The following is a 22,945-nucleotide window of genomic DNA, read 5'->3' as shown; positions in this document are numbered from 1 at the left end:
TTGCCTTCCACTGAATAAAGTCAGCTACGGCTGGCGAACACATCCTTGAAGACCGGCATGGCCGAGAAAACGTTCGGCCAGCCGGCATGGAACGCCAGCTGCGTGAGCATTTCCGCCGCCTGCGGCTGCGTCAGGCCGTTGTCCATCGCCCGGTTCAAGTGGTAGGTCACCTGGGCCACCTGCCCGGCGCACACCAATGCCGTCACCGTCACCAGGCTGCGGTCCCGCGGGGCCAGATCCGGACGCAACCACAGGTCCAGAAACAGGCAATCCGTGGTGTTCTTCACCACGCCGGGGGCCACATGACCAAAGTTGCCCTGTACGGCGGTGGCGCGCTGGCGCTCGCTCTCCTCGTCCAGCGGCAGGCGCTCGCACGCCACGCCCGGCAAATCGGCAGCCGCCACGCTGTGGCGCTCGAACACTGCCTTGGCGGGCAACACGGCGGCCATGGCGTTGCCCCACCCCGAGTAAAACGCCAGGTGGGTGATCAGCTCGGAAATTTCAGCCGGCTTTACGCCATGAGTCAGCGCCTGTTCCAAGGCCGGCTGCAATTGCACCAGGTGGTTGCGGGCAACGGCGGCGGCCAGTGTCACCAGGCTACGGTCACGGTCGTTCAGGTCGGGGTTGGTCCACAACTGGCCCTGCACGACGGTCTGGGTGAAATGCTTGAGGGCGGGTGCGACGGCTTCAATATCGTCCAGCGAAGGCTGGGCAACGAAAGATGGGTTATCCATGGTCGGTACCTTGAGTCAGTGAAATACAGAGGAAAACGTCACAGAGCCTGGGCGAAGAAGCCCGCAAGCTTGGCAACAGCAGGCGTGACGTACTGAGTCTTGTCGTAAAGATCGAAATGCGAGGCCCCTGGAATGACATACAACTCCTTGGGCTGCTGCGCCTTGGCGAAGGCTGCCTGGCTGAACGTGAGAGTCTCGGCGCGCTCGCCGGCAATCAACAACACGGGGCGCGGTGCGATCAGCTCCATGTGTTCCAGCGGGTAGTAGCCCATGTGCAAACCGGGGCTGGTGACCACGAATCGGTTGTGAGCGTTGGGGTGGGCACCCCGTGGCGTCAGGTAGTAGTCGGTCGCTTCGCGCAGAAAGCTGGGTGAAGCTGCTGTCAGCGTGTCACGGGGAGGCAGCAACGGCTGCACAAGGACGGGCGCCCCTGCCGCTTCTTTGTTCAACTGGGCATCGACGGTCTTCAGCAGTGTCTGACGATCAGCAGCAGTCACGGGCATGCCCTGGATGCCAGTGCGCGTCGCATCGCCAATGTCATAGGTCACCACCCCTGCCACTGCCTTGACCCGCAAATCCGTCTGGGCCTCGTTGAGGGTGTAGCCGCCGCCAGCGCAGATGCCGACGGCGCCGATACGATTGGGGTCAACCTGTTTCAAACTGGCCAGGTAGCCCACGGCGCTACGGATGTCGGCTACACGATCAGCCGGGCTCTCAAGGTCCCGCGGCTCACCGCCGCTTTCGCCGTAATGGGACGCGTCGAACGCCAGGGTCACGAAGCCCTTGTGCGCTAACTGCTGGGCGTAAAGGCCTGCGGTCTGCTCTTTGACACCGCCCCAAGGGTGGGCAACCACGATGGCCGGGTAGCGCTTGGCGCTGTCGTAGTCATCAGGCAGGTAAAGGTTACCGGCCATGTTTACGGCTCCGTTGCGGAACACGACTTTTTCAGCGCCGATCACATTGACCCCCTGGGCAACGGTGGTGGGCGCTTGTGCCTGGGCAACGGGGGACAGAGACGCGAGGATTGCAGCGGTGAGCATCGATGATCTGATGAGCGGCATGGAGGGTAATTCGCCTTTGTGCAGAGAATGACTCAACTGTACGTTGACGAACTACCGCTCACTAGCCGGGGAAAACTTGATGAACCTATAAGCAACGCTCATCAATAGACCTGCGCAGCGCTGGCGTCGGGACGATTCGTCCTTACTTCGGTAGCGCAAACGCCAGTACGTAATCACCCTTTTGCGTGGTGGCCGAATTGCCGCCGGCACTGATGACGACGTACTGACGGCCACTGCGCGGTGACACATAGGTCATGGGGGTCGCTTCCGCGCCGACCGGCAAACGCGCTTTCCACAACTGCCGCCCCGTCCTTACATCCAACGCACGAAAGTCGAAATCCTGACTGGCACCTACGAAGATCAGGCCGGAGGACGTGGTAATGGGCCCGCCACGGGTGGGCATGCCGATGGGCATGGGCAGGTGCGTGGCGATGCCCAATGGCCCGGTCTGCTCAGTGGTGCCCAAGGGCATGGACCAGGCGACCTGGCGGGTCGCCAGGTCAATGGCGGTGATGGTGCCGTAGGGCGGTTGCTGGCACGGCACACCCAGTGGCGAGAGGAAGCGCCCCTGCTCTATGCCCCATGGCGTACCGCGCTGAGGCGCATTACCTTCGTGCCCGCCCCCTGCCAATGAAGCCTTGTCATACGCCTCCCTGCTGACCATGCGATTCCAGATCGGTACGCGGGTATCGTTGAAGATCATGTAGCCCAGATTCTCGGCAATGGACACCGAGCCCCAGTTCATGCCACCCAGCCAGCTAGGGTACTGAATCGTCAAACGCTCGCTGGGTGGGGTGAACTCCCCCTCATACCGGGCGCGGCGAAACTCGATGCGGCACATCAGCTGATCCAGCGGGGTCAGCCCCCACATGCGCGCCTCGGTCAAAGGTTCCGTACCAATCGACGGCATGCCCACCGAATAGGGCTGGGTTGGCGACAGGCGCTCGTCGGCAACGCCGCCTTGGGGTACTGGGCGCTCCTCGACCTTGGCGATCGGCGTGCCCGTGCGCCGGTCCAGCATGAAGATCTGGCCGCGCTTGGTGGTCTGGATCAGCGCAGGCAGCGTGCCACCATGGCCGTCGGGCACATCGTAGAGCGCCGGTTGCGACGGCACGTCGTAATCCCACAGGTCGTGGTGAGTGGTCTGGAAATGCCAGCGCTCACGCCCGGTGGCGATGTCCAGCGCGACGATGGAGGATGAGTAGCGATCATCGGCCGCCGAGCGCTCGCCGCCCCAGAAGTCCGGGGTGGCATTGCCGGTGGGCAGGTAGATCAGCCCCAGGGTCTCGTCGAAGGCGGGCGTGGACCACACATTCGGCGTGCCCGGCGTGTAGTGCTGGCCCTCCGGCGGCAGCCGGGTGATGGAGGGGTCGCCCACATCCCACGCCCATACCAACGCCCCCGTGTGCACGTTGAACGCGCGGACCACCCCAGAAGGCTCGCCCACCGTCTGGTTGTCCCACACCAGCCCCCCTACCACGATCAGGTCACGCACCACCGTGGGCGCGGCGGTGGGAAAATACAGGTCCTGATGATCCGACCCCATGCCCATGCGCAGGCTGACGCTGCCGTTGTCACCGAAATCGCTGCAGGCCTTGCCGGTGTCGGCGTCGACTTCGACGATATGGGCATCTACCGTGGTCGCGATGATCCGGCGGGTACAGGCAGCCCGTGGTGCGCCCGACGCCGGCGCAGACACATTGGCCGTATCATCGTGATAGCCCACCCCCCGACAGCGGGGGTAGACGTTATTGGCCTGGGCCTTGGGATTGAAACGCCACAGTTCCTTGCCGGTGTCGGCGTCCAGGGCAAATAGCTGGCTGGACTGGGTGCAGCCATACAGCACACCGTTGACGTGCAGCGGCGTCACCACGTGGCCTTGGCTACCGGAAGGAACTTCGCCGGTGTGGTAGGTCCAGGCGAGCTTCAGGCCAGCGACATTGGCGGGGGTAATCTGGTCCAGTTCGGCATGGCGGGTACCCGATGGTGTACGCCCAAAATAGCGCCAGTCGCCCGCCGGCTGTATACCGCCCACGGCCTTGCCCGCGACCGCAGGGACGGCGTTTTCGGCCGTCTGCAAGGGCTGCGGCTGCAGGGCTGCATAAAGGGTCGCGCCCAGGGCAATCACGCAGAGTCCGGCCAGCGTGAAAGCCGCACTGCGAGGCACTCGCCCTCGGGTGCTGTTCAGGGCAGGCATCGCCAGCAGCACCGGCACGGCCAGTACAGCCAGCGCGAACAGCCGTGAAAACAATGGCCAGAATGCCCGGCCAGCGTCAAACGCAGCCCAGATGGCGGAACAACCGAATACCAACACGTACAACCCAGCCCCGGACAGGCGCCGACACGCTATCAGCCCCCCGGCAATGAGTAGCCCGATGCCGGCCAGGGCGAAGTACCAGGAGCCGCCGAGGGCGATCAGCCATGCACCCCCGGCGAGCATGAACAGCCCGACCAGCACGATGAGCGCACCCAGGACATACAGGGCTGCGCCGACCTTGACAGAATTCGGTTGAGGCATGAGAACTTCCTTGATCGTGACGAGGGGGAATCAACGCATGATGAAGCCGCCATCCACCGAGATGGATTGGCCGGTGACATAGCTGGCCCGACTACTGCTGAGCCACAGCACGGTATCGGCGATTTCTTCAGGGCGGCCGGGACGCGCCATGGGGATAGCCTTGATCATCCCGTCCATGGCCTCGCCCTGGCCGGAAGCGACCATCTGATCGACCATGGGTGTCCAGATCAGGCCTGGGCATACCGCGTTCACACGGATGTTGCGTGCGGCGTATTCCAACGCTGCGCTCTTGGTCAGGCCGATCACGCCATGCTTGGCCGCGTGGTAGTTGGCGCGCTCGGCGCCCCCCACCAGGCCACCCAGGGATGAGCAGTTGACGATGCTGCCACTGCCCTGCTGGCGCATATGCTGCAGCTGGAACTTCATGCACGCCCATACGCCACGCAGGTTGACCGACATGACGCGGTCGTAGTCCTCAACACTGGCGTCGGCCGTCTCGGCCAGCACGTTCTGAATACCGGCGTTGTTGAAGGCCACGTCCAGGCCACCCAGTTCAGCCACGGTACGCTTGACCAGTGCTTCCACCTGGGCGATGTCGGATACGTCACACGGGATACCGATGGCCTTGAACCCGGCGTCATTCAGCGCTTGGGCCACGGCACGCACAGCGTCGCCATCAAGGTCAGCCAAGGCTACGGAAGCCCCGGCCTGGGCGAACGCCTTGGCGGCGGCCAGGCCGATACCCGAAGCAGCGCCGGTGACCAGTGCCACTTGATTGTCGAATGCAAACGTCATGATGAGAACCTCATATCAGGATGAATCAATGTTGTCTGGCTGCCCGCCGTACACAGGCCGCGCTGATCACACAGCCAACGCCGCAGACCGCCAGGACCCAACCCATGGGCCATGGCGTGCCATCGGCGAACGCTGCGACCAAGGCCGAGCCGAGAATGCCGCAGCCGTACTGCAGGGCGCCGGCCAAGGCCGAGGCAGAGCCCGCGAACTGCCCTGAACAGCTCAACGCACCTGCTACCGAGTTGGCGACCACAAAGCCCGTGGACGAGGCGAACAGGAAGCAGCCGACGACCAGCAGTGGCAGGCCGCCGAAGTCAGCCCAGGTATTGAGTGCCAGAATGAGCCCAGCGCCCCCGGCCATCAGGGCACCGACCATCAACAGCGTGTCGCTGTGGTAATGGTTGAGCAGTCGAGCATTCGCCTGGTTGGTGGCCATCACCCCGACGATGCCGGCGGCGAACAGCAGCCCGTACAGCTGTGCCGGCACGTGGTGATAGCTGATGTAGGCAAACGGTGAGCCGGCGATATAGGCGAACGTGCCGGCATAGAAGAACCCGCCAGCCGCGGCGTAGCCCAGGAACCGCGCATTGCGCAGCAGCGCGCCGTAGCAAGAAACAATGGCGCCCAGCGAGGTGGGTGCGCGGCGGGTGGCTGGCAAGGTTTCGGGCAACAGCGTCAGGCTGGCGAGGGTCAGCAGGCCAACCAGCACCAACACCCAGAAAATCGCCTGCCATGAAGCCAGGTGCATGATCTGGCCGCCCAGCGTCGGGCCTGCCAGCGGCGCGATGGCCATGATGGTCATCAAGGTCGACATCTTTTGCGCGGCTGCGCGCCCTGCGTACAGGTCGCGCACCATGGCACGTGCCAGCACCACGTTGGCACAGGCACCGATCGCCTGGACCACGCGCCAGCCGATCATGGCGTGCCCACTGGCCGCCAGCGCACAGCCAGCCGAACCGATGATGAACAGCCCAAGGCCAAGCGCCACAGGCAAGCGGCGGCCAAACCGATCGCTGAACGGCCCCCAGAACAATTGGCCCACACTGAAGCCAATCAGGTAGCCACTGACCGTCAATTCCAACGTGCCGCTGTTCGCGTGCAGCGCCTGGGCCATGACCGGCATCGCCGGCAGGTAAAGGTCGGTGGAAATCGAAGCAAAGGCCAGCAATGTGCTGAGGATCAGCAGGATACGCAGGCCATGAGATTCTCCCGCCGCCGAAGGGCAATCGATTGTGGCGTGTTGCCGTTTGGCAAGAACGTCCAAGGGGCTCATGCGTACTCCGTAGTAGTAGGGGGAAGCGAATGCGGCCCACCCTACGCAACGCACAGCCACTTGAGTACCGGGGGTAAATGAGATGACCTAATGAATAACGCTCAGTAATCGAGACACGGCGACTGCTGCCCCTCCCCTTCAGCCGTCGATATCACCCATCGGTTGCAGTTCGCGAACCAGATCGATCAGTAACCGCAAACCCACCGGCAACTGCCGGCGGCTGGAGTAGTACAGGTGAAATCCCGGTGCAACACTGGCCCAGTCATCCAGCACACGCACCAATGCCCCGCTTTGTACCAGAGGTGCTACAACAGGTTCAGGAACGTACATCAGGCCGGCCCCGTTGCGTGCCAGGGCAACCCCGATGCGCGTCTCGTCGATGGTGATAGCCCCGGGGACGGCAATTTCCAGCTGTTTGCTCCCATTGTCGAACTCCCATTCGTACATCCGATCATTGCCCAGGCGAATGCACAGGCACCGATGCCTGGCCAGATCATTGGGATGCTCGGGTATGCCGAAGCGTTGCAGATACTCAGGAGATGCGACGACCACCCAACGGATGTCGGGGGACAGCCGTTGCGCGATCATGTCCTCCGGTACCGTGCCGCCGTATCGAATGCCCGCGTCATGCCCACCGCCAATGACATCCACCATGCGGTTGGTAACCGTCAGATCGACTTCCACTTCCGGGTAGCGGTCGTTGAACACCGGCAGTACCGGCCCCAACAGCAGCTCGGCGGCATCGCTCAACGTATTCAAGCGGATGCGTCCCCCAGGCTCATCGCGGTGGCGGTTGATGACTTCCATCGCCTGGCCGATTTTATCGAACGGCTTGCCGATCAGGCTGTGCAGCTCCTCCCCAGCCGCCGTTAGCGTCACGCTGCGCGTGGTGCGGTTGAACAAGCGGATGCCCATTCGCGCCTCCAGGCCCTTCATGGCGTGGCTCAGGGCCGAGGCACTGATGCCCACCTCAAGCCCGGCCCGGCTGAAACTCTGATGGCGCGCTATGGCGAGGAAATAAACGAAGTCGGCCAGATTGGCCCGGCTGATTTGCATGAACGTCTCCAGGCTAGGGGCGACTGCAAGCATCGCCTAAAGCATCACCTGCCATTGTACCGAGCATGGCCTTGGACTATTGCTGAGCAGGGCTAATCGAAGCGCTGAGCAGCACTCATCAATGATAGCCCCTGGTCCCCGTTATCATTAATGAGCCACCCTCATAAGCTCATTCACTTTACCTATATTAATCGATGAGTTCGAACACCCTAAGATAGGCCACCAAGCGCCTACGCGTTCATTTTCATCGACCAGGACCTTCCCATGCCCACTCCCAATCAGACCATCGTTCGCAACGGCACTCAGGCTTCCATCAAGGGTCCAGACACCTGGTTTACCGGTGCCGTACGCATCGATAGCCGCTTCCAGGCCGAAGCGCCTGCCCGCGTCGGCGGCGCCATCGTGACCTTCGAGCCAGGGGCGCGCACCTTCTGGCACACCCACCCACTGGGCCAGACTCTGATCGTGCTGAGCGGTGTGGGTTGGACCCAATGTGAAGGTGGGCCGCGTACCGAGATTCGTGCCGGCGACGTCGTGGCCTGCGCCTGTGGCAAACGCCACTGGCACGGTGCGGCGGCCACCACGGCCATGTCCCACGTGGCCGTGACTGAAATGCTCGACGGCCAGAATGTCGAGTGGCTTGAGCCGGTCACTGACGAGCAGTACCACGGTGGCGTGCTGGTCACCGAGTAAAACGCCAAAAGCAGAGGAACCACGCCCATGAAAAATGTCACGGTGGTCATTGGCGCAGGCGCCATCGGCCAGGCCATCGCCCGCCGCGTCAGCGCCGGCAAGCAAGTGCTGCTGGCCGACCTCAAGCAGCAGAACGCTGACGCCGCAGCCCGGGTACTGCTGGACGCAGGGTTCGAGGCCAGCACCGCCGTCGTCGATGTCACGTCGCGTGAGTCGGTGGCGGCGCTGGTCGCTACCGCCCAAGCCCTTGGGCCGATCAGTGGGGTTATCCATGCCGCCGGGGTTTCACCCTCACAAGCACCACCGGCGACCATTCTGCGCGTGGATCTCTACGGCACCGCGCTGGTGCTGGAGCTGTTCGGTGACGTCATCGCGCCTGGCGGCTCGGCCGTGGTCATTGCCTCACAGTCCGGCCACCGCCTGCCGGCCCTGACCGCCGAACAGGACCATTGCCTGGCGCTGACCGCGACGGAACAACTGCTGGCGCTGCCCATGCTACAACCGGACGTGGTGGTCGATCCGCTCAACGCTTATCAGCTCTCCAAGCGCGCCAACGCGCTGCGGGTGATGGCCGAGGCCGTGCGCTGGGGCAAGCGCGGTGCGCGGGTCAATGCCATCAGCCCAGGCATCATTTTCACGCCACTGGCCCGGGAGGAACTGGCCGGCCCCCGGGGGGAAGGCTATCGCCGCATGATCGACAGCTGCGCGGCCAAGCGTGGCGGCACCCCCGATGAAGTGGGTGCGCTGGCCGCCCTGTTGATGGGGCCCGAGGGCACGTTCATCACCGGCAGCGACTTCCTGATGGACGGTGGTGTCACTGCGCAGTACTGGTTTGGCGGCCCATCGGCGTCGACGAGCCTTCATGCATAGCGCTGATACAGTCATGAAATCAACGGGATACAAGGCAAGGCGATGCTCTGTACTCGGATCGACCCGGCCCAAGAGCCCTCCGCATGCCCAGCCTTCGCCTGCCGCGTTTCGCCAACTCCCTGTTTGCTCGCCTGTTCGGCATTTCCGTGATCGCCATCGTGTTTGCCCACGGCCTGGCGTTCATGTGGTTCCAGGCGTACGGCAAGGCTCAGGAAGACGCACGCTTCCACACCGAGCAGGTGCAGTTGCTGGAAACCGGTGAGCCGCCGCCCGCGGCATCGTTGCTGGACTTCCCCATGGTGCCTTTGCTATGCCAGATGGCGGCGCTGGTGGCCGCGGCCTGGTACGGGGCCAAACTCTTGTCCCGGCCCATCCGCCGGTTCAGTGCCGCGGCCGAGCGCCTGAGCGAAGACCTCGACAGCCCGCCGCTGACCGTGCAGGCGAATGGCCTGCTGGAAGCTCGGCAAGCGGCGCATACCTTCAACCGCATGCAATGGCGCATTCGCGAACAGCTCCGCCAGCGCGGTCATGTGCTGGGCGCGGTGTCCCATGACCTGCGCACGCCATTGTCCCGGCTCAAGCTGCGCCTGGAGCTGTGCGACAACCCGCAGGTGTGCAGCGAGATGCGCCGGGATATAGACGAGATGGTCAAGTTGCTGGATGCAACCCTGGCGCTGGTGCATGAGCGGCCGATCGTCAGCAATTCATCCCTTCCCCTGTAGCAAGCGGCCACGCGCCCCCTCATCTCGCCAAACGAACTCACCGCGCCGCGGACGGTCATCTGAACACCGCCCTCTCGGTGAAGATCATGGACACCTACAACCTCCAGCGTTTCGTCGAAGCGCAACGCCCTGTGTTCGAGCAGGCGCTGCATGAACTGAACCAAGGCCAGAAACGCACCCACTGGATGTGGTTCGTTTTTCCCCAGATCGCTGGCCTTGGGCTTAGTGATACGGCGCGCCAGTATGCGATCAGCGGAGCCGGCGAAGCCGTGGCGTACCTGCAACACCCGGTGCTCGGGCCGCGGTTGCTGCAAGCCACGGCGGTGGTAAGTGCGCTCAAGGGACGACCGGTCGGCGAGATCTTTGGCTCACCTGACGACCTCAAACTACGCTCGTGCATGACCCTGTTCGCCAACGCCGCCGACGACCCCGGCCCGTTCAACCAGGTACTGGCCGATTTTTTCGATGGCCAGCCCGACGCCAAGACTCTCGATGTACTGGGCCTGTGAGCCCGGACATCTCGCCAACTCACGTCGCCTAACGACGCAGCCGCGGAGCCATTGCTGATGAACCTGATGCCACGCCATGCCCTCGACACCCTCCCTACCCTCGCCGACGAACGCTTGCAACGCTACCGTCAGGTACGCCGCTACAGTGAACGCCTGGCCAGCCCGCTGAGCCCCGAGGACATGGTGGTGCAGTCGATGCCAGACGCGAGCCCGACCAAGTGGCACCTGGCCCACATCACCTGGTTCTTCGAAACCTTTCTGCTGGTGCCCCACCTCGCCGACTACCGCCCATTCGATCCGAGCTTCACCTACCTGTTCAACTCCTACTACGAGGCCGTGGGGCCCCGCCAACCCAGGCCACAGCGCGGGTTGATGACCCGGCCGGCGTTGGAACAGGTGATGGCCTACCGGCAATACGTGGACCTGCACATGGGTAGCCTGCTGGTCCAGGACCTCGACCCTGCGACCCAGGCACTGATCGAGCTGGGGCTGGCCCATGAACAACAGCACCAGGAATTGCTGTTGATGGACATTCTGCACCTGTTCAGCCTCTCGGCCCTCAAGCCCGCCTATGACCCTGCGTGGCCCGCCGACGCGCCCGGTCGCGAAGGCCGTTTCAAGGCATTGAACGGCGGCCTGGTGGACATCGGCCATGACGGCGATGGCTTTGCCTTCGACAACGAAGGCCCACGGCACAAGGTGTACCTGGCGCCATTCGAGATCAGCGACCGTCTGGTAACCAATGGCCAGTGGCTGCAGTTCATGGCTGCTGGCGGTTACACCACGGCCGGGTTGTGGCTGTCCGATGGCTGGGCGATGGTGCGCGAACAGGGTTGGCAGGCGCCATTGTATTGGCAGCAGGACGGTGAACAATGGCAGGTCATGAGCCTGGCGGGCCTGGTACCGGTGCAGGTTGATGCGCCTGTTACCCACGTCAGCTACTACGAGGCCTGCGCCTTCGCCACCTGGGCACAGGCGCGGCTGCCCACTGAAGCGGAGTGGGAACTGGCCGCCACCAGTGGTCTGCTCGAACAGGTGGACGACGTCGCCTGGCAGTGGACCCAGAGTGCCTACAGCCCCTACCCCGGCTTCCACCCGGCGCCCTCGGCGGTGGGCGAGTACAACGGCAAGTTCATGGTCAACCAGATGGTGCTGCGCGGCGGCGCCAGCATCAGTTCGCCCGACCATTGCCGGCCCAGCTACCGCAACTTCTTTACCCCGGGCCTGCGCTGGATGTTCTCCGGCCTGCGCCTGGCGCGGGACATCTGCCAGCACGGCGCCTACAGCAGCGAGTTCGCCAGGGACGTGGTCGCGGGGCTGTCCGCGCCGCACAAATCGCTGTCGCCCAAGTATTTCTACGACGCCGCCGGCTCGCAGCTGTTCGAAGCCATTTGCACCACACCTGAGTACTACCCGACCCGCGCCGAGACCCGGCTGCTGACGGACGTAGCGGCCGAAATCGGCGCCGTGATTCCCGACGGCGCCGCGCTGGTCGAGTTTGGCAGCGGTGCCAGCGACAAGACGCGCCTGGTGCTGGATGCGGCGCCGCAAATCAGCGTCTACGTGCCCATCGATATCTGCCAGGACGCCCTGGACAGCGCGGCCAGCCGGTTGCACGCGCATTACCCGAGCCTTGAAATAGCGCCCCAGGTGGACGACTTCACCCGCGCCCTGCGCTTGCCCGAAGCGGCCCACGGCAAGCCGCGGGTGGGCTTCTTCCCCGGGTCGACCATCGGCAACTTCACCCGCCCCCAGGCCGTGCAGTTCCTGCGGTCAGCGCACACGCTGCTGGGACGTAACGCCTACTTCATCGTCGGTGTCGACATGGTCAAGGCGCCCGCGTTGCTGGAGGCCGCCTACGACGATGCCGGCGGTGTGACGGCAGCGTTCAACCTCAACCTGCTCAAGCGCATGAACCGCGAGCTGGACGGTGACTTCGACTTGGAGGGCTTCCGCCACCTGGCACAGTGGAATGCCGAGCTGCAGCGCATGGAAATGCACCTGGTGAGCCAGCGCGAACAGGTGGTACAAGTGGCCGGCCAAGCGTTTCACTTCGCCGAAGGCGAACGCCTGCACACCGAGAATTCGCACAAGTTCACGGTTGAATCGTTCACTGAAATGGCGGCCTTGGGCGGCTGGCGCATCTGTCACCAATGGCTCAGCGCCGCGCCGCAGGTGGCATTGTTCTGCCTGTGCTGAAGCGTAGCAGCTGACCTGGCCGCGTCGGCGGCGCATGCGGTGTGCCTGATGCCCACAGCGTTCGTCCCCGGCCAGGTCCGGATTACACCGAAGGCAAGGCAACGGTTGTTTTAGCGCTAAATGTTCAAGCCAAAAACACTAAGACCGCCCGTCTCGGCCTCCTATAATCAATAAACTTTCCCGCCATTTCCCTTTCACAGTTAATGCCACGTCAATGACGTTGCACATCCGATAAAACAGAGGAAGAGAATCATGGCTAACACAGGCAAGTCGAACCCAGGAAACTTCTCCAATGATCGTGAAAAGGCCTCCGAAGCTGGCAAGAAAGGCGGACAGGCCTCCTCCGGCTCGACTGCAGGCAAAATGCCAAACGACCGGAGCAAAGCAACCTCCGACAGCAGTAAAAAAGGCGGTCAAGGCAGCCACGGTGGCGGCCGCAGCTAATCGCTGAGTCAGGGCCGGGGCGTTGCCCCCGGCCTGCCCACTTCGCACAAGGACATGAAGGTGAGCCAACACATTGTCCACTTCCATTGCCAGATCGACCAGAGCACCCACGAACGCCTGCGTGACCGCTGCCTTGAAGCGTTGAAGGCCGGCGCCGATTCCCTGTGGTTGAACATGTCGTCATCGGGCGGCAGTACCAACTTCGGCTTCACGATTTACACGTTTCTCAAATCCCTCGGCATTCCGGTGCGCACCATCAACTCCGGCAACATCGAGTCCATGGGCATCATCGTCTACCTGGCCGGCAGCGAACGTATCGCCGCGCCGCAGTCGCGTTTTCTCATTCATCCCATGAATTGGTACTTCAGCCAGAACTCCGTGGATCACTCGCGTCTGCGCGAATACCTGTCCAGCCTGAACAACGACCTCGAACGCTATGTCACCATTTTCAAGAAGGAAACCGAGGACGCGGAACAGAAGCTGGATATCTTCAAATGCCTGTCGGCCGAAGAGAAAGTCATTGCCGCCGACGACTCCCTGGCCTGTGGCATCGCCCACCGTCTGGAACAAGTGGTATTCCCCAAAGATGCCATTCACTGGACGGTCAGCGGCGAGTAGCTGACCTGTCAGACAATCCGACTGAATTTTTTCACTGGGCCAGAATCACTTACAGGGTCACAGGGAGGAAATTCGGCAATATGAACAACGCAAAGCTTTACGTCATTGACTACACCCTTCACGGCCAACCCAAATCGTTCATCATCCGCGCCGAAAACATGGACAACGGCGAAGCCTGGCATTGGGCAAGTTGCGACGCGGGCGTTGGAAGAATCGGGCGATTCGGCCGAGAGCGAGTGAAGAAAACCAGCAAGCCAATGGCGGAGAAATTCGGCATCGAGGGCGTCAGTTGGCGGCCGGCTTGAAAACCGACGCCACGCTGAAAATAAAGGTCGATCACACTCTATTCTTGAAGCGGTGATCGGCCTATATTTCGTGGGGTTATCAGTTGACCTCAGCCTTCCATTTTTCAAGGAGTGAAAGAGCATGCGAATTCTGGTCGTAGGGGCCGGTGCCGTGGGCGGATATTTTGGCGGGCGCCTGCTGGCGGCCGGCCGCGACGTGACCTTCCTGGTCCGGCAGGCCCGCGGCCAGCAACTGGACGAGCGCGGGCTGCAAGTGCGCAGCCCGCTGGGGGATATCACCCTCACCACCGTGCCCTGGGTGCGGGCGGACGGTATCCAGCGGCCTTATGACCTGGTGCTGGTCAGTTGCAAGGCCGGGCATTTGCCCAGCGTGATGGACGACCTGGCCACCGCGGTGGGCCCGGGTACCCTGATCCTTCCCCTGCTCAACGGCCTGCGCCATCTGGAAGCACTGGACCAGCGCTTCGGCGCCGCCCACGTGCTGGGCGGCAAATGCTTCGTGTCGCTGGACAAACTGGACGATGGCACCATTGTGCATTTCAACGAGCGCGATGACCTCAGTTTCGGGGTTCGCGCCGGGCAGGACAGCGCTCAGGCCCAGACGGTAGCGCAGACGTTGGCCGGTGCCGGCTTCACTGCCCTGCTCAGCCCCGACATCATCCAGGAGATGTGGGAAAAATGGACGTTCATCGCCACGGCGGGGGGCATCACCTGCCTGATGCGCGCCAGCGTTGGCGACGTGGTGGCGGCAGGCGGGGTGGACTTGATCTGCGACCTGTTCGAGGAATGCTCAGCCATTGCCCGCGGCGCCGGGTACCCACCTCGCGAGCCGGCGCGTGAAGCCTTCCTGCAGGTGCTGACCCAGCCGGGTTCGGCCCTGACTGCGTCGATGCTGCGCGACGTGGAGCGCGGTGACGCCACCGAGGCCGACCATGTCTTGGGCGACCTGCTGGACCGGCGCCTGCCCGAAGACGTGGAAACCCCGGACCGCTCCGTGCTGCGCCTGGCCTACACACATCTGCTGGCCTATGCCGCACGGCGCCGCCGCGAACAGCCCTGAGCCCTGCGTTACCCCCCAAAACCCTTGCCCCAAGCGACACCGAGATCATCATGCCGCGCGTATCCCGCCAACAGACAGAACGCAACCGTGAAATCATTCTTCAAGTGGCCACACGGCTATTCCGTGAACGCGGCCTCAAAGGCCTGAGCGTGGCTGAGGTCATGAAGGCCGCGGGCCTGACCCACGGCGGTTTCTACGGGCATTTCGAGTCCAAGGAAGCCCTGGCCGCCCAGGCCTGTCAGCAAGCCTTCGACCAGTCAGTGCAACGCTGGGCCGAGCGCACGGCGCCCACCCGCGATCGCCAGGGCGCCCGGCGCGTGTTGATAGACCACTACCTGGCCGACACCAACCGCGATCTTCCAGGGGAGGGCTGCCCTGCCGTAGGCCTGGCGGGCGACGTGTGCCACGAGGCCGAGGACAGCCACCTGCGGCGCGTATATACCCAGGGCGTGCACGCACTGATCGACGATTACGAAGCGGTCATGGACCAGCCGCAGCCTGAAGCGCGGCGGCACACGGCGCTGGTGGAGTTCGCGCTGATGGTGGGGGCCATTACCCTTGCACGAGCTACCGAAGGTGACCCCCTGTCGGACGAGATTCTGCAGGCGGCGCGGGAGAGCCTGGCATGATCCTCCGTCGTGGGCGGCTTCCGCACCGCCCGGAATGACACTCCGGGCATCATCAGGGGGCGCGGCGGTCGACAATGTCCGTTTTACGCATGCAGGCGCCCGTTTATCGTTAGACGAACCAGTTGTCCGCCCCCTAAGCTGCTGCCCAGTCTTCCCAGCCTTGTGATTGAACCATGTCCACACCCTTCGACAACACCGCCCTGCTCACTCAGCTCGAACGTATCGCCAATAGCCTGGAGCGCGCGTTTCCGCCCCCTCAGGAGCAGGTCTTCGACACCCAGGCCATCGCGTACCAGTGGCATTACCGACAGGTGCGCGGGGTAGCGCAAGCCGTGCTGACCGCCGTCAGGCACCCCAGCCTGATCAGCTTCGATGCCTTGCAGAATATCGAGCGGCAGAAGCGCCTGATCGAGCAGAACACCCGTCAGTTCGTCGAAGGCCGCCCGGCCAACAACGTACTGCTGACGGGTGCCCGCGGCACTGGCAAGTCATCACTGGTCAAGGCTTGCCTGGAGCGTTTTCACAGCCAGGGCCTGCGCCTGATCGAAGTGGACAAGGCGCACATCGGCGACCTGCCGCAGATCCCCGATTTTACCACTGGCCGGCCGGAACGCTTCATCCTGTTCTGCGATGATCTGTCGTTCGAGGAAGGCGACATCGGCTACAAGAGCCTCAAGACCGTGCTCGACGGCTCGGTGGCTGGCCAGGCCGCCAACACGCTGATCTACGCGACCTCCAACCGCCGCCACCTGATGGCCGAACGGGCCAGCGACAATCTCAATTGGACCCGCGGCGAAAATGGCGCCCTGAACCCTGGTGAAGAAACGGAAGAAAAGATCTCGCTGTCGGAGCGTTTCGGCCTGTGGATTTCCTTCTACCCCTTTTCCCAGGACGAATTCCTCAGCGCCGTGGATGAATGGCTTGCCAACTGTGGCGTGCCTGAAGAAACCTTCGAGCACGCCCATGTAGAAGCCCTGCGCTGGGCCACCCAGCGTGGCTCGCGCTCGGGCCGAATCGCCGCGCAGTTTGCCCGCGACTATGCCGGGCGCATGGCCGCCAGCAGGTAATTTTGAGCGTATTTTTCGCGCTGAGCAGTACTTGACCTACCGCAGCTCGGCCTTGGGTAGGCTCAGTACGAAATGCATCCCAACTCGGCCATACTGGGTTGAAAACAGGCTCGACATGCTCATTTACAACACGTCAATTGCGCTTCCTCGCCTGTTTTCGCCTTGCCTGGCCTTCGCTGGAATACATTCCATACAGGCCCTAGGTGCCGGAGCAGCGCTGCGCCCGGTAAAGCATTCTACAGCCCGCTCTTTACAGACAGGTACCGTGGGTGACCGGATTCAAATTCTCCGAGGCCCTCCTAAGCCCCGAAACCTGTCTGCGTCGATTGATGCATTTTTACGTTCGCCCGTACGCAAGTTGACGATCTGTACTTCACCCGGCCCACCCGAATAGCGCGTAAAGTAATATTCATCCTCTGGCCACACGTCAATGAAACATGCACTTAAGCTATCCGCCTCACAGAGCGGAAACAATCCACCCTCTGCCGCATCTGCGACTTCGTGCCATGTCCCTCCCGGTAGCAATGAAAATACATAGGGCCCGGAAATCACGGTCACGCTATACCCTTTGCTGTGCCCCTGCTGATCGCTCACGGTAATATAGGCGGTACCTGGGCCATGCAGAAATACCTTGCCATCGGCCTCGACGGTTGCCACATCTTGCGCACTGGAACCGTAGCTGAAGGGAGGAGTACCATTGATGGGCACTCGCTGGGTGATGAAGCGCTTCGGGATAACGCCAGGGTATTCCAAACATCTGAAAATGGATCCTGTGAACAGGACCGGCGTTGTATCTATCTCCAGCTCCGGAACATTGGCTACCACGGTTAGCTTCAGCGTATCGAAAGCCTGCGCGCCGTCAGCGGACATTTCTATCTCAAGCTCGCTCCTGTCCTTGAGAAAATCAAGATAGCTGCGTGGGATGCTATTAGCGATACCCCAAGTCGCTTCGTTATCGGAAATGGGTGATTTATCACGCAGTACCAGTACATGAGGGCTTTCACCGCCTTGACCATCGTTGCGTGAGCCGCGGCATACCAAGGTTACCCGTTGGCCCGCATAAGCGTCCGGCCACGGCGAAACCAATACATGCGCGTCGCCTTCGAACAGGGAAAGGTTCAGTTCACCTTGGATGGCTTCCAGCACGCGTGGCGCGGAGTATTCAAGTTTCGAACCATCGACTGCTGTGCCAGTACTCACGCGTGGCACAGGGGTTAAAGCAGGATTGGGGTGGACCATTTTTCTGCCTCTTTTTCTGATGAAAGAGACTCAATTGAGCGCTCACGCTGCGAAAAACATAACTGACAACTTTGACAGGAGCTAAAACGCCATCATTGCTGTGCGACTGGCACCCTCGCGCTACGTAGGGCGCACGACCACCGCCGCCTGACGCTCAAGCATCTCCTGCATACCCAGCAAGTTCGGCGAACGGGTGCCGCGCCGCCAGGTCAGCCAGGTCTGGCGCTTGCCGTATTCCTCGTCCAGCGGCCAGGCGCTGACATTACTGCTGCCAGGCATGCTTTCGAGCATGCTGCGCGGCACCAACGCCAGGCCAGCGCCGGCGCTGACGCAGGCCAGCATGCCGTGATAACTCTCCATCTCGAAGATGCGGCCAGGCGTGGCACCGTCGGCGATGAACCAGTTCTCGAAATGGCGGCGGTAGGAGCAGTTGGCGCGGAAGGCATAAACGGTCTCGCCGCTGACGTCCCGGGCGCGGGTGACCGGGGCGTGGCCCTTGGCAGTCACCAGCAGCATTTCTTCCTCGAACACCGGGATACCGTCCAGCAGTGGGTGCAGCGGCCCATCCACGAAGGCCGCGGCGTAACGCCCGGCCAGCACGCCGTCGATCATTTCCCCCGACGGCCCGGTAGACAGGTCCAGCTCCACCTTGGGGTAACGCTGGTGGTAGGCCGCCAGCAACGGCGGAATGCGCACCGCCGCCGTGCTCTCGAGCGACCCCAGGGTGAACACGCCCTGAGGCTCGCCCGTGGACACCGCCAACTTGGCTTCCTCTACCAGGTCGAGAATGCGCCGGGTGTAGTCCAGGAAACTGTGACCATTGGCCGACAAGCGCAGGCGCAGCTTCTCGCGGATGAACAGGTCCACCCCCAACTCACTCTCCAGCTGCTTGATGCGTGTGGTCAGGTTGGAGGGTACCCGGTGCACCTTGGCGGCGGCGGCGCTGATGCTGCCCTCCTCGGCCACGGCGCGAAACAGCTCAAGCTGGGTCAAGTCCATTATCTTTCTCGTTTCGTGAGTGTTTTGAAGATTATTATTCATTATTAATGAATCAAACAAGGCCTTAAGGTAGGTTCATTCCTTACCCACGGAGGTTTCCGATGAATGCCCCTGCCCCTATCGACTTCGCTGTTTCGCTGAACCCCGCCACCGGTGAAGAGCTGGCCCGCTACCCTTTCCAAACGGCGGACCAACTGGATCAGGCCCTGGCTCGCAGCCACGCCGCCTACCAGCAATGGCGTCAGGTATCGGTCGCTGACCGGGCCGCCGTATTGGTCAGACTCGCGACCGCCCTGCGTGACATGAGCGAGCCGCTGGCCCGCAGCATGGCCCTGGAAATGGGCAAGCCCATCCTGCAGGCCCGGGCCGAAGTGGAAAAATGCGCTGGCCTGTGCGAGTGGTACGCCGAACAAGGCCCCGAGCTGCTGGCCCCCGAGCCTACCCAGGTGCCTGGTGACAAGGCGTTCATCGAATACCGCCCCATCGGCCCGATCCTGGCGGTGATGCCGTGGAACTTCCCGGTGTGGCAGGTACTGCGTGGCGCGGTGCCGATCCTGCTGGCGGGCAACACCTATGTGCTTAAGCATGCCCCCAACGTGATGGGCAGCGCGTTGCTGATGGCCGAGGCCCTGCGCCAGGGCGGCGTACCGGATGGCGTGTTCGAAGTGCTGAATGTCGGCAACGATGGCGTGTCCAGCGCTATCAATGACCCGCGCATCGCCGCCGTCACCGTTACCGGCAGCGTCCGGGCGGGCGCAGCCATTGCTTCCCAGGCCGGTGCGGCGCTGAAAAAATGCGTGCTGGAACTGGGCGGCTCCGACCCGTTCATCGTGCTGGCCGATGCCGACCTGGACGAGGCTGTGAAAGCCGCCGCCATTGGCCGTTTCCAGAACGTGGGGCAGGTGTGCATCGCCGCCAAGCGTTTCATCATTGAAGATAGCATCCTGCCGGCGTTCACCGAGAAACTGGTGGCCACGGTCAAGGCCATGCAGGTCGGCGACCCGCTGGTGGAAGGCAACTACATTGGCCCCATGGCACGCTATGACCTGCGCGACGAGTTGGATGGCCAGGTGCAGCAGACTCTCGCCGAAGGCGCCACCCTGTTGCTGGGCGGCCACAAGATCGAAGGGGTCGGCAACTATTATGCGCCAACCATTCTCGGTGACGTGACGCCCGACATGACCTCCTTCAAGCAGGAACTGTTCGGCCCAGTGGCGTCGATCATCGCCTGCCGCGACGCCGCCCACGCGGTGCAATTGGCCAATGACAGCGAGTTCGGCCTGGCCGGCAGCGTGTGGACCCGCGACGTCAACCTGGCCCGGCGCATGGCCGCGCAACTGGAGACCGGTGGTGTGTTCATCAACGGCTACTGCGCATCCGATCCTCGCGTGGCCATTGGCGGGGTGAAAAAAAGCGGTTTCGGCCGCGAGCTGTCGCACTTCGGCCTGCGCGAGTTCTGCAACGCCCAGACCGTGTGGGTAGACCGCCGCTGAATGAAACTTCGCCGTCGGTCACCCCGTGGGATCGACGGCGCGCGTGCCCGTGCCTAAGCTGGTGAAACCTCATCAAGGGAGTAGCACCATGTTCAGGAAAACCCTGTTGTCCCTGGCAGTCGCCAGCCTGTTGGGTGGCGCGTCGGCCCTCGCCACGGCGGCATCCGACAGCCCCATCAGCATCAACCCTGGCACTGACTCTTCCGCCCCCAACAGCCCCGGCGCCGACCCACGTACCCAAGGTGCCGACCCTGGCCGGGCCGGGGGTGTCGACAATAACGGTGGGGGCTACGACGGCAAAAGCGGTCAGTCCAGCGGCGGAGGCATCGGCGACGATGATGACGACGACGATGACGATGGCGGCGCCGCGGACGGCGGGTCGAACAGTTCGGACGTGCCTAAATAATCGCCCTGCGGTTTTTCCGGGCGAGCTTTGCCCTCACAGGTGAAGACCTGGGAGAGCAAAGCTTGGGTGGGGTGCGCCTGGGGCTACGCGGTGCCTGGGACGCGGCCGGGTCCGCTGCTACACAGATTGCGCCAGTTGCGGCGTATGCACGAAGCACAGCTTGTTGCCTTCGGGGTCTCGGCAAGCGCCGACCTCAATGTGGCTATACATGCGCTTGCTCCCTTCGATGAAAAAAAACTCAGACAGTCGGCCGTGGCTGCCGTCGCTCACCCGGGCCGGTTTACACTCGAATTCACTTTACCTGTTTCGAGAGCCTAAATGACTGGCACCCTGCTTCTGCGCGGCCTGTTCGTCGGTATCCTGGCCGGCTTGCTGGCGTTCAGCTTCGCCAAATACTTCGGGGAATCCCAGGTCGACCAAGCCTTCGCGTTCGAGGAGCACCTGGACCAGGGCGCGGCTCCTGAGTTGCTGGGCCGCGAGCTGCAAAGCGGCGTGGGCCTGCTCAGCGGGGTGCTGGTGTACAGCGCCACCATGGGCGTGCTGTTCGCGCTGGCCTTTGCCTACTGCACAGGGCGTGCCGGGCGCCTGGGGCCGCGTGGGCTGTCGGCCTTGCTGGCCCTGGCGGCATTCGTCGCCGTAGTGGTGGTGCCAGGGCTGAAATACCCGGCCAACCCGCCTTCTATCGGCGACCCTGACATCATTCGTGAACGCACCCACTTGTTGCTGTTGATGGTCACCCTGTCCGTGGTGGCAATGGTCATCGCGGTCAATTTCGCGCGCTCGCTACTGCCCCGTCATGGCGCGTGGACGGCAGCCTTGATCAGCGCTGCCCTGTACCTGCTCGTGGTGAATCTGGGGGGCTCGGTGTTTCCGCCGGTGGTCGAAGTACCCGACAGCTTCAGCGCTGAGAATCTGTGGCAGTTTCGCCTCGCCAGCCTGGGCATCCAGCTGGTCATGTGGACCGCCCTGGGCCTGATATTCGGCTGGCTCACCGAGCGGGATACCCGGGTATTGCGCGGGAGCTTCAAGCGCTGAGCGGCAAGCCAGGCTAACGCCGTTCGCCTGGCGCACCCGCCTGTCCCTTGAGGTTGCCCTCACCACAAACAGGCCGGCAAATCCACCAATATAAATTTCGCGACAGCCCACGCACCCCCCTTCTCAACGCTTGGCAAGCGCATAGAATAGCCGCTCGGTAGCGGTTCTCGTCCTGAGTTCGCCGCCCGCATTGAACGCATCCAGAATCATGTCCAATAACAACCCTTGCCTGAGTTGCGGCGCCTGCTGCGCGTTTTTCCGTGTGTCTTTCTATTGGGGCGAATGCGCCTCGGCCGGCGGCGTGGTGCCGGATGAATTGACAGTACAAGTCAACCACAGCCTGGTGGCGATGATCGGCACCGACCGCAAACCGGCGCGCTGCACCAGCCTGTCAGGTGAAATCGGCGGCCAGGTTGGCTGCACCATGTATGCGCAACGCTCCAGCACCTGCCGCGATTTCGAAGCCTCGTGGGAACACGGCGAGCACAATGAAGCCTGCGATCGGGCCCGCGCCCGGCACGGCTTGCCCCCCTCGAACCGGGCTGGGCGATGAGCGCCTGATTGCCAACGAACGGCCGGGTTGGCAGAGTGTCCTAGCGTCATGGCATACCGCCTTCCCAGGAACCCATCGTGGACCCCAAGACTTTAGAAGCCTACGACCAGCGCGCCCCTGACTACGCTCGCGAATGGCAGTACCAGGCACCGCCCAGCGACATGCATGCCTTGTTGCTGCGCCACTTCAGCCCCGGCCCGACCCTCGACGTGGGCTGCGGCAGCGGCCGTGACCTGGCCTGGCTCGGCGCCCAGGGGTTCGATGCCCTGGGCGTTGATGCCAGCGCGGGGCTGCTGACCCAGGCCCGTACGATGCACCCTGGACTGCGTTTCGCCCTGCTCAGCCTGCCCGAGCTCAAGGGCCTGCAAGCGGGAGCGTTCCAGAACGTGCTCTGCGAAACCGTGATCATGCATTTGCCCGCCGAGCAGATCGCCGCCGCCACCCGGCGCCTGCGCGAACTGCTGCGCCCCGGCGGCACCCTGTACCTCAGCTGGCGGGTCACGCCGGACGCTTCCATCCGCGACGCGGCCGGGCGCCTGTACAGCGCATTCGACAAACGGCTGGTGCGCGAGGCGTTGGGGAGCGTGGAAGTGTTGCTGGATGATGAGAGCGTGAGCGTCTCGTCGGGAAAACGCGTGCACCGCCTGATCGTGCGGGCATGAGCTGC

24 protein-coding genes are annotated in these 22,945 nt (G+C 63.0%); 16 read left to right on the top strand and 8 right to left on the bottom strand.

Going from position 1 to position 22,945, the window contains the following annotated elements; translation table 11 throughout:
* Positions 1-20: 20 nt before the first annotated feature.
* From HWQ56_RS11245 to HWQ56_RS11220, 6 genes are all read right to left on the bottom strand, one after another.
* Positions 21-734 (bottom strand): carboxymuconolactone decarboxylase family protein, encoded by a 714-nt coding sequence (locus HWQ56_RS11245; RefSeq protein WP_176570520.1) that lies wholly within the window; start codon positions 732-734, stop codon positions 21-23.
* Positions 735-772: 38 nt separating this feature from the next.
* Positions 773-1,795 (bottom strand): alpha/beta hydrolase, encoded by a 1,023-nt coding sequence (locus tag HWQ56_RS11240; protein WP_176570519.1) that lies wholly within the window; start codon positions 1,793-1,795, stop codon positions 773-775.
* Between the two features lie 142 nt (positions 1,796-1,937).
* Positions 1,938-4,313 (bottom strand): membrane-bound PQQ-dependent dehydrogenase, glucose/quinate/shikimate family, encoded by a 2,376-nt coding sequence (locus tag HWQ56_RS11235; protein WP_176570518.1) that lies wholly within the window; start codon positions 4,311-4,313, stop codon positions 1,938-1,940.
* 30 nt (positions 4,314-4,343) lie between these two features.
* Positions 4,344-5,108 (bottom strand): SDR family NAD(P)-dependent oxidoreductase, encoded by a 765-nt coding sequence (locus tag HWQ56_RS11230; protein WP_176570517.1) that lies wholly within the window; start codon positions 5,106-5,108, stop codon positions 4,344-4,346.
* 25 nt (positions 5,109-5,133) lie between these two features.
* Entirely contained in the window at positions 5,134-6,381 is a 1,248-nt protein-coding gene (locus tag HWQ56_RS11225) for a multidrug effflux MFS transporter (protein WP_176570516.1), read from the bottom strand.
* A gap of 138 nt (positions 6,382-6,519) precedes the next feature.
* Positions 6,520-7,437 carry a LysR family transcriptional regulator gene (locus tag HWQ56_RS11220; protein WP_158153764.1) on the bottom strand — a complete coding sequence of 306 codons (918 nt, stop codon included), beginning with the start codon at positions 7,435-7,437 and terminating at the stop codon, positions 6,520-6,522.
* Positions 7,438-7,701: 264 nt separating this feature from the next.
* Here HWQ56_RS11220 and HWQ56_RS11215 point away from each other — a divergent pair, with 264 nt between their 5' ends.
* The 11 genes from HWQ56_RS11215 (at position 7,702) to HWQ56_RS11165 (ending at position 16,553) form a co-directional block, all read left to right on the top strand.
* Complete coding sequence (locus HWQ56_RS11215) at positions 7,702-8,130, top strand: (R)-mandelonitrile lyase (protein ID WP_158153763.1); 429 nt, start codon at positions 7,702-7,704, stop codon at positions 8,128-8,130.
* 27 nt (positions 8,131-8,157) lie between these two features.
* Positions 8,158-9,000, top strand: coding sequence for an SDR family oxidoreductase (locus HWQ56_RS11210; RefSeq protein ID WP_176570515.1), 843 nt, complete (start codon positions 8,158-8,160; stop codon positions 8,998-9,000).
* A gap of 83 nt (positions 9,001-9,083) precedes the next feature.
* Positions 9,084-9,722: a histidine kinase dimerization/phospho-acceptor domain-containing protein gene (locus HWQ56_RS11205; protein ID WP_176570514.1), complete on the top strand. Its 639-nt coding sequence runs from the start codon at positions 9,084-9,086 to the stop codon at positions 9,720-9,722.
* An 83-nt stretch (positions 9,723-9,805) separates the two neighbouring features.
* Positions 9,806-10,231: a DUF1810 domain-containing protein gene (locus tag HWQ56_RS11200; protein WP_209008719.1), complete on the top strand. Its 426-nt coding sequence runs from the start codon at positions 9,806-9,808 to the stop codon at positions 10,229-10,231.
* Between the two features lie 57 nt (positions 10,232-10,288).
* The gene (gene egtB / locus HWQ56_RS11195) at positions 10,289-12,430 is read left to right on the top strand and encodes an ergothioneine biosynthesis protein EgtB (protein WP_176570512.1); all 2,142 of its coding nucleotides are present in this window, start codon (positions 10,289-10,291) and stop codon (positions 12,428-12,430) included.
* Positions 12,431-12,682: 252 nt separating this feature from the next.
* Entirely contained in the window at positions 12,683-12,874 is a 192-nt protein-coding gene (locus HWQ56_RS11190) for a con-10 family general stress protein (protein WP_158157855.1), read from the top strand.
* 60 nt (positions 12,875-12,934) lie between these two features.
* On the top strand, positions 12,935-13,492 hold the full coding sequence (locus HWQ56_RS11185) for an ATP-dependent Clp protease proteolytic subunit (protein ID WP_176570511.1): 558 nt from the start codon (positions 12,935-12,937) through the stop codon (positions 13,490-13,492).
* 80 nt (positions 13,493-13,572) lie between these two features.
* Positions 13,573-13,797, top strand: a complete 225-nt coding sequence (locus HWQ56_RS11180; RefSeq protein ID WP_158157857.1) for a DUF6555 family protein — start codon at positions 13,573-13,575, stop codon at positions 13,795-13,797.
* A gap of 121 nt (positions 13,798-13,918) precedes the next feature.
* Positions 13,919-14,857 carry a ketopantoate reductase family protein gene (locus HWQ56_RS11175; RefSeq protein ID WP_176570510.1) on the top strand — a complete coding sequence of 313 codons (939 nt, stop codon included), beginning with the start codon at positions 13,919-13,921 and terminating at the stop codon, positions 14,855-14,857.
* A gap of 50 nt (positions 14,858-14,907) precedes the next feature.
* Entirely contained in the window at positions 14,908-15,486 is a 579-nt protein-coding gene (locus HWQ56_RS11170) for a TetR/AcrR family transcriptional regulator (RefSeq protein WP_158157859.1), read from the top strand.
* A 173-nt stretch (positions 15,487-15,659) separates the two neighbouring features.
* Positions 15,660-16,553, top strand: coding sequence for an ATP-binding protein (locus tag HWQ56_RS11165; RefSeq protein WP_176570509.1), 894 nt, complete (start codon positions 15,660-15,662; stop codon positions 16,551-16,553).
* A 279-nt stretch (positions 16,554-16,832) separates the two neighbouring features.
* Here the strand turns inward: HWQ56_RS11165 and HWQ56_RS11160 are convergent, their stop codons facing one another.
* Positions 16,833-17,792 carry an Ig-like domain-containing protein gene (locus HWQ56_RS11160; RefSeq protein ID WP_158157861.1) on the bottom strand — a complete coding sequence of 320 codons (960 nt, stop codon included), beginning with the start codon at positions 17,790-17,792 and terminating at the stop codon, positions 16,833-16,835.
* A 120-nt stretch (positions 17,793-17,912) separates the two neighbouring features.
* Positions 17,913-18,791 (bottom strand): putrescine utilization regulator PtrR, encoded by an 879-nt coding sequence (ptrR, locus tag HWQ56_RS11155; protein ID WP_158157862.1) that lies wholly within the window; start codon positions 18,789-18,791, stop codon positions 17,913-17,915.
* 101 nt (positions 18,792-18,892) lie between these two features.
* Here ptrR and HWQ56_RS11150 point away from each other — a divergent pair, with 101 nt between their 5' ends.
* From HWQ56_RS11150 to HWQ56_RS11130, 5 genes are all read left to right on the top strand, one after another.
* Positions 18,893-20,284, top strand: coding sequence for an aldehyde dehydrogenase family protein (locus tag HWQ56_RS11150; protein WP_176570508.1), 1,392 nt, complete (start codon positions 18,893-18,895; stop codon positions 20,282-20,284).
* 88 nt (positions 20,285-20,372) lie between these two features.
* A complete protein-coding gene (locus HWQ56_RS11145) occupies positions 20,373-20,690 on the top strand; it encodes a hypothetical protein (RefSeq protein ID WP_176570507.1) in 318 nt (105 codons plus the stop codon).
* Positions 20,691-21,008: 318 nt separating this feature from the next.
* Positions 21,009-21,725, top strand: coding sequence for a CbtA family protein (locus HWQ56_RS11140; protein ID WP_176570506.1), 717 nt, complete (start codon positions 21,009-21,011; stop codon positions 21,723-21,725).
* A 208-nt stretch (positions 21,726-21,933) separates the two neighbouring features.
* Positions 21,934-22,278, top strand: a complete 345-nt coding sequence (locus tag HWQ56_RS11135; protein WP_176570505.1) for a YkgJ family cysteine cluster protein — start codon at positions 21,934-21,936, stop codon at positions 22,276-22,278.
* Positions 22,279-22,355: 77 nt separating this feature from the next.
* Positions 22,356-22,940, top strand: a complete 585-nt coding sequence (locus HWQ56_RS11130; RefSeq protein ID WP_176570504.1) for a class I SAM-dependent methyltransferase — start codon at positions 22,356-22,358, stop codon at positions 22,938-22,940.
* The last annotated feature ends 5 nt before the right edge of the window (positions 22,941-22,945 follow it).

The sequence above is a fragment of the Pseudomonas eucalypticola genome (genome assembly GCF_013374995.1).
Lineage (GTDB): Bacteria > Pseudomonadota > Gammaproteobacteria > Pseudomonadales > Pseudomonadaceae > Aquipseudomonas > Aquipseudomonas eucalypticola.
This window is presented reverse-complemented; position numbering and strand designations above follow the sequence as displayed.

What these genes read in the sequence shown, in the direction of transcription:
- HWQ56_RS11240 (WP_176570519.1), bottom strand. Translation starts at nt 1,795, where the DNA reads ATGCCGCTCATCAGATCATCGATGCTCACCGCTGCAATCCTCGCGTCT.
- HWQ56_RS11140 (WP_176570506.1), top strand. Translation starts at nt 21,009, where the DNA reads ATGACTGGCACCCTGCTTCTGCGCGGCCTGTTCGTCGGTATCCTGGCC.
- HWQ56_RS11190 (WP_158157855.1), top strand. Translation starts at nt 12,683, where the DNA reads ATGGCTAACACAGGCAAGTCGAACCCAGGAAACTTCTCCAATGATCGT.
- HWQ56_RS11235 (WP_176570518.1), bottom strand. Translation starts at nt 4,313, where the DNA reads ATGCCTCAACCGAATTCTGTCAAGGTCGGCGCAGCCCTGTATGTCCTG.
- HWQ56_RS11245 (WP_176570520.1), bottom strand. Translation starts at nt 734, where the DNA reads ATGGATAACCCATCTTTCGTTGCCCAGCCTTCGCTGGACGATATTGAA.
- HWQ56_RS11165 (WP_176570509.1), top strand. Translation starts at nt 15,660, where the DNA reads ATGTCCACACCCTTCGACAACACCGCCCTGCTCACTCAGCTCGAACGT.
- egtB (WP_176570512.1), top strand. Translation starts at nt 10,289, where the DNA reads ATGAACCTGATGCCACGCCATGCCCTCGACACCCTCCCTACCCTCGCC.
- HWQ56_RS11205 (WP_176570514.1), top strand. Translation starts at nt 9,084, where the DNA reads ATGCCCAGCCTTCGCCTGCCGCGTTTCGCCAACTCCCTGTTTGCTCGC.
- HWQ56_RS11135 (WP_176570505.1), top strand. Translation starts at nt 21,934, where the DNA reads ATGTCCAATAACAACCCTTGCCTGAGTTGCGGCGCCTGCTGCGCGTTT.
- HWQ56_RS11150 (WP_176570508.1), top strand. Translation starts at nt 18,893, where the DNA reads ATGAATGCCCCTGCCCCTATCGACTTCGCTGTTTCGCTGAACCCCGCC.
- HWQ56_RS11225 (WP_176570516.1), bottom strand. Translation starts at nt 6,381, where the DNA reads ATGAGCCCCTTGGACGTTCTTGCCAAACGGCAACACGCCACAATCGAT.
- HWQ56_RS11215 (WP_158153763.1), top strand. Translation starts at nt 7,702, where the DNA reads ATGCCCACTCCCAATCAGACCATCGTTCGCAACGGCACTCAGGCTTCC.
- HWQ56_RS11220 (WP_158153764.1), bottom strand. Translation starts at nt 7,437, where the DNA reads ATGCAAATCAGCCGGGCCAATCTGGCCGACTTCGTTTATTTCCTCGCC.
- HWQ56_RS11210 (WP_176570515.1), top strand. Translation starts at nt 8,158, where the DNA reads ATGAAAAATGTCACGGTGGTCATTGGCGCAGGCGCCATCGGCCAGGCC.
- HWQ56_RS11230 (WP_176570517.1), bottom strand. Translation starts at nt 5,108, where the DNA reads ATGACGTTTGCATTCGACAATCAAGTGGCACTGGTCACCGGCGCTGCT.
- HWQ56_RS11170 (WP_158157859.1), top strand. Translation starts at nt 14,908, where the DNA reads ATGCCGCGCGTATCCCGCCAACAGACAGAACGCAACCGTGAAATCATT.
- HWQ56_RS11145 (WP_176570507.1), top strand. Translation starts at nt 20,373, where the DNA reads ATGTTCAGGAAAACCCTGTTGTCCCTGGCAGTCGCCAGCCTGTTGGGT.
- HWQ56_RS11180 (WP_158157857.1), top strand. Translation starts at nt 13,573, where the DNA reads ATGAACAACGCAAAGCTTTACGTCATTGACTACACCCTTCACGGCCAA.
- HWQ56_RS11175 (WP_176570510.1), top strand. Translation starts at nt 13,919, where the DNA reads ATGCGAATTCTGGTCGTAGGGGCCGGTGCCGTGGGCGGATATTTTGGC.
- HWQ56_RS11160 (WP_158157861.1), bottom strand. Translation starts at nt 17,792, where the DNA reads ATGGTCCACCCCAATCCTGCTTTAACCCCTGTGCCACGCGTGAGTACT.
- ptrR (WP_158157862.1), bottom strand. Translation starts at nt 18,791, where the DNA reads ATGGACTTGACCCAGCTTGAGCTGTTTCGCGCCGTGGCCGAGGAGGGC.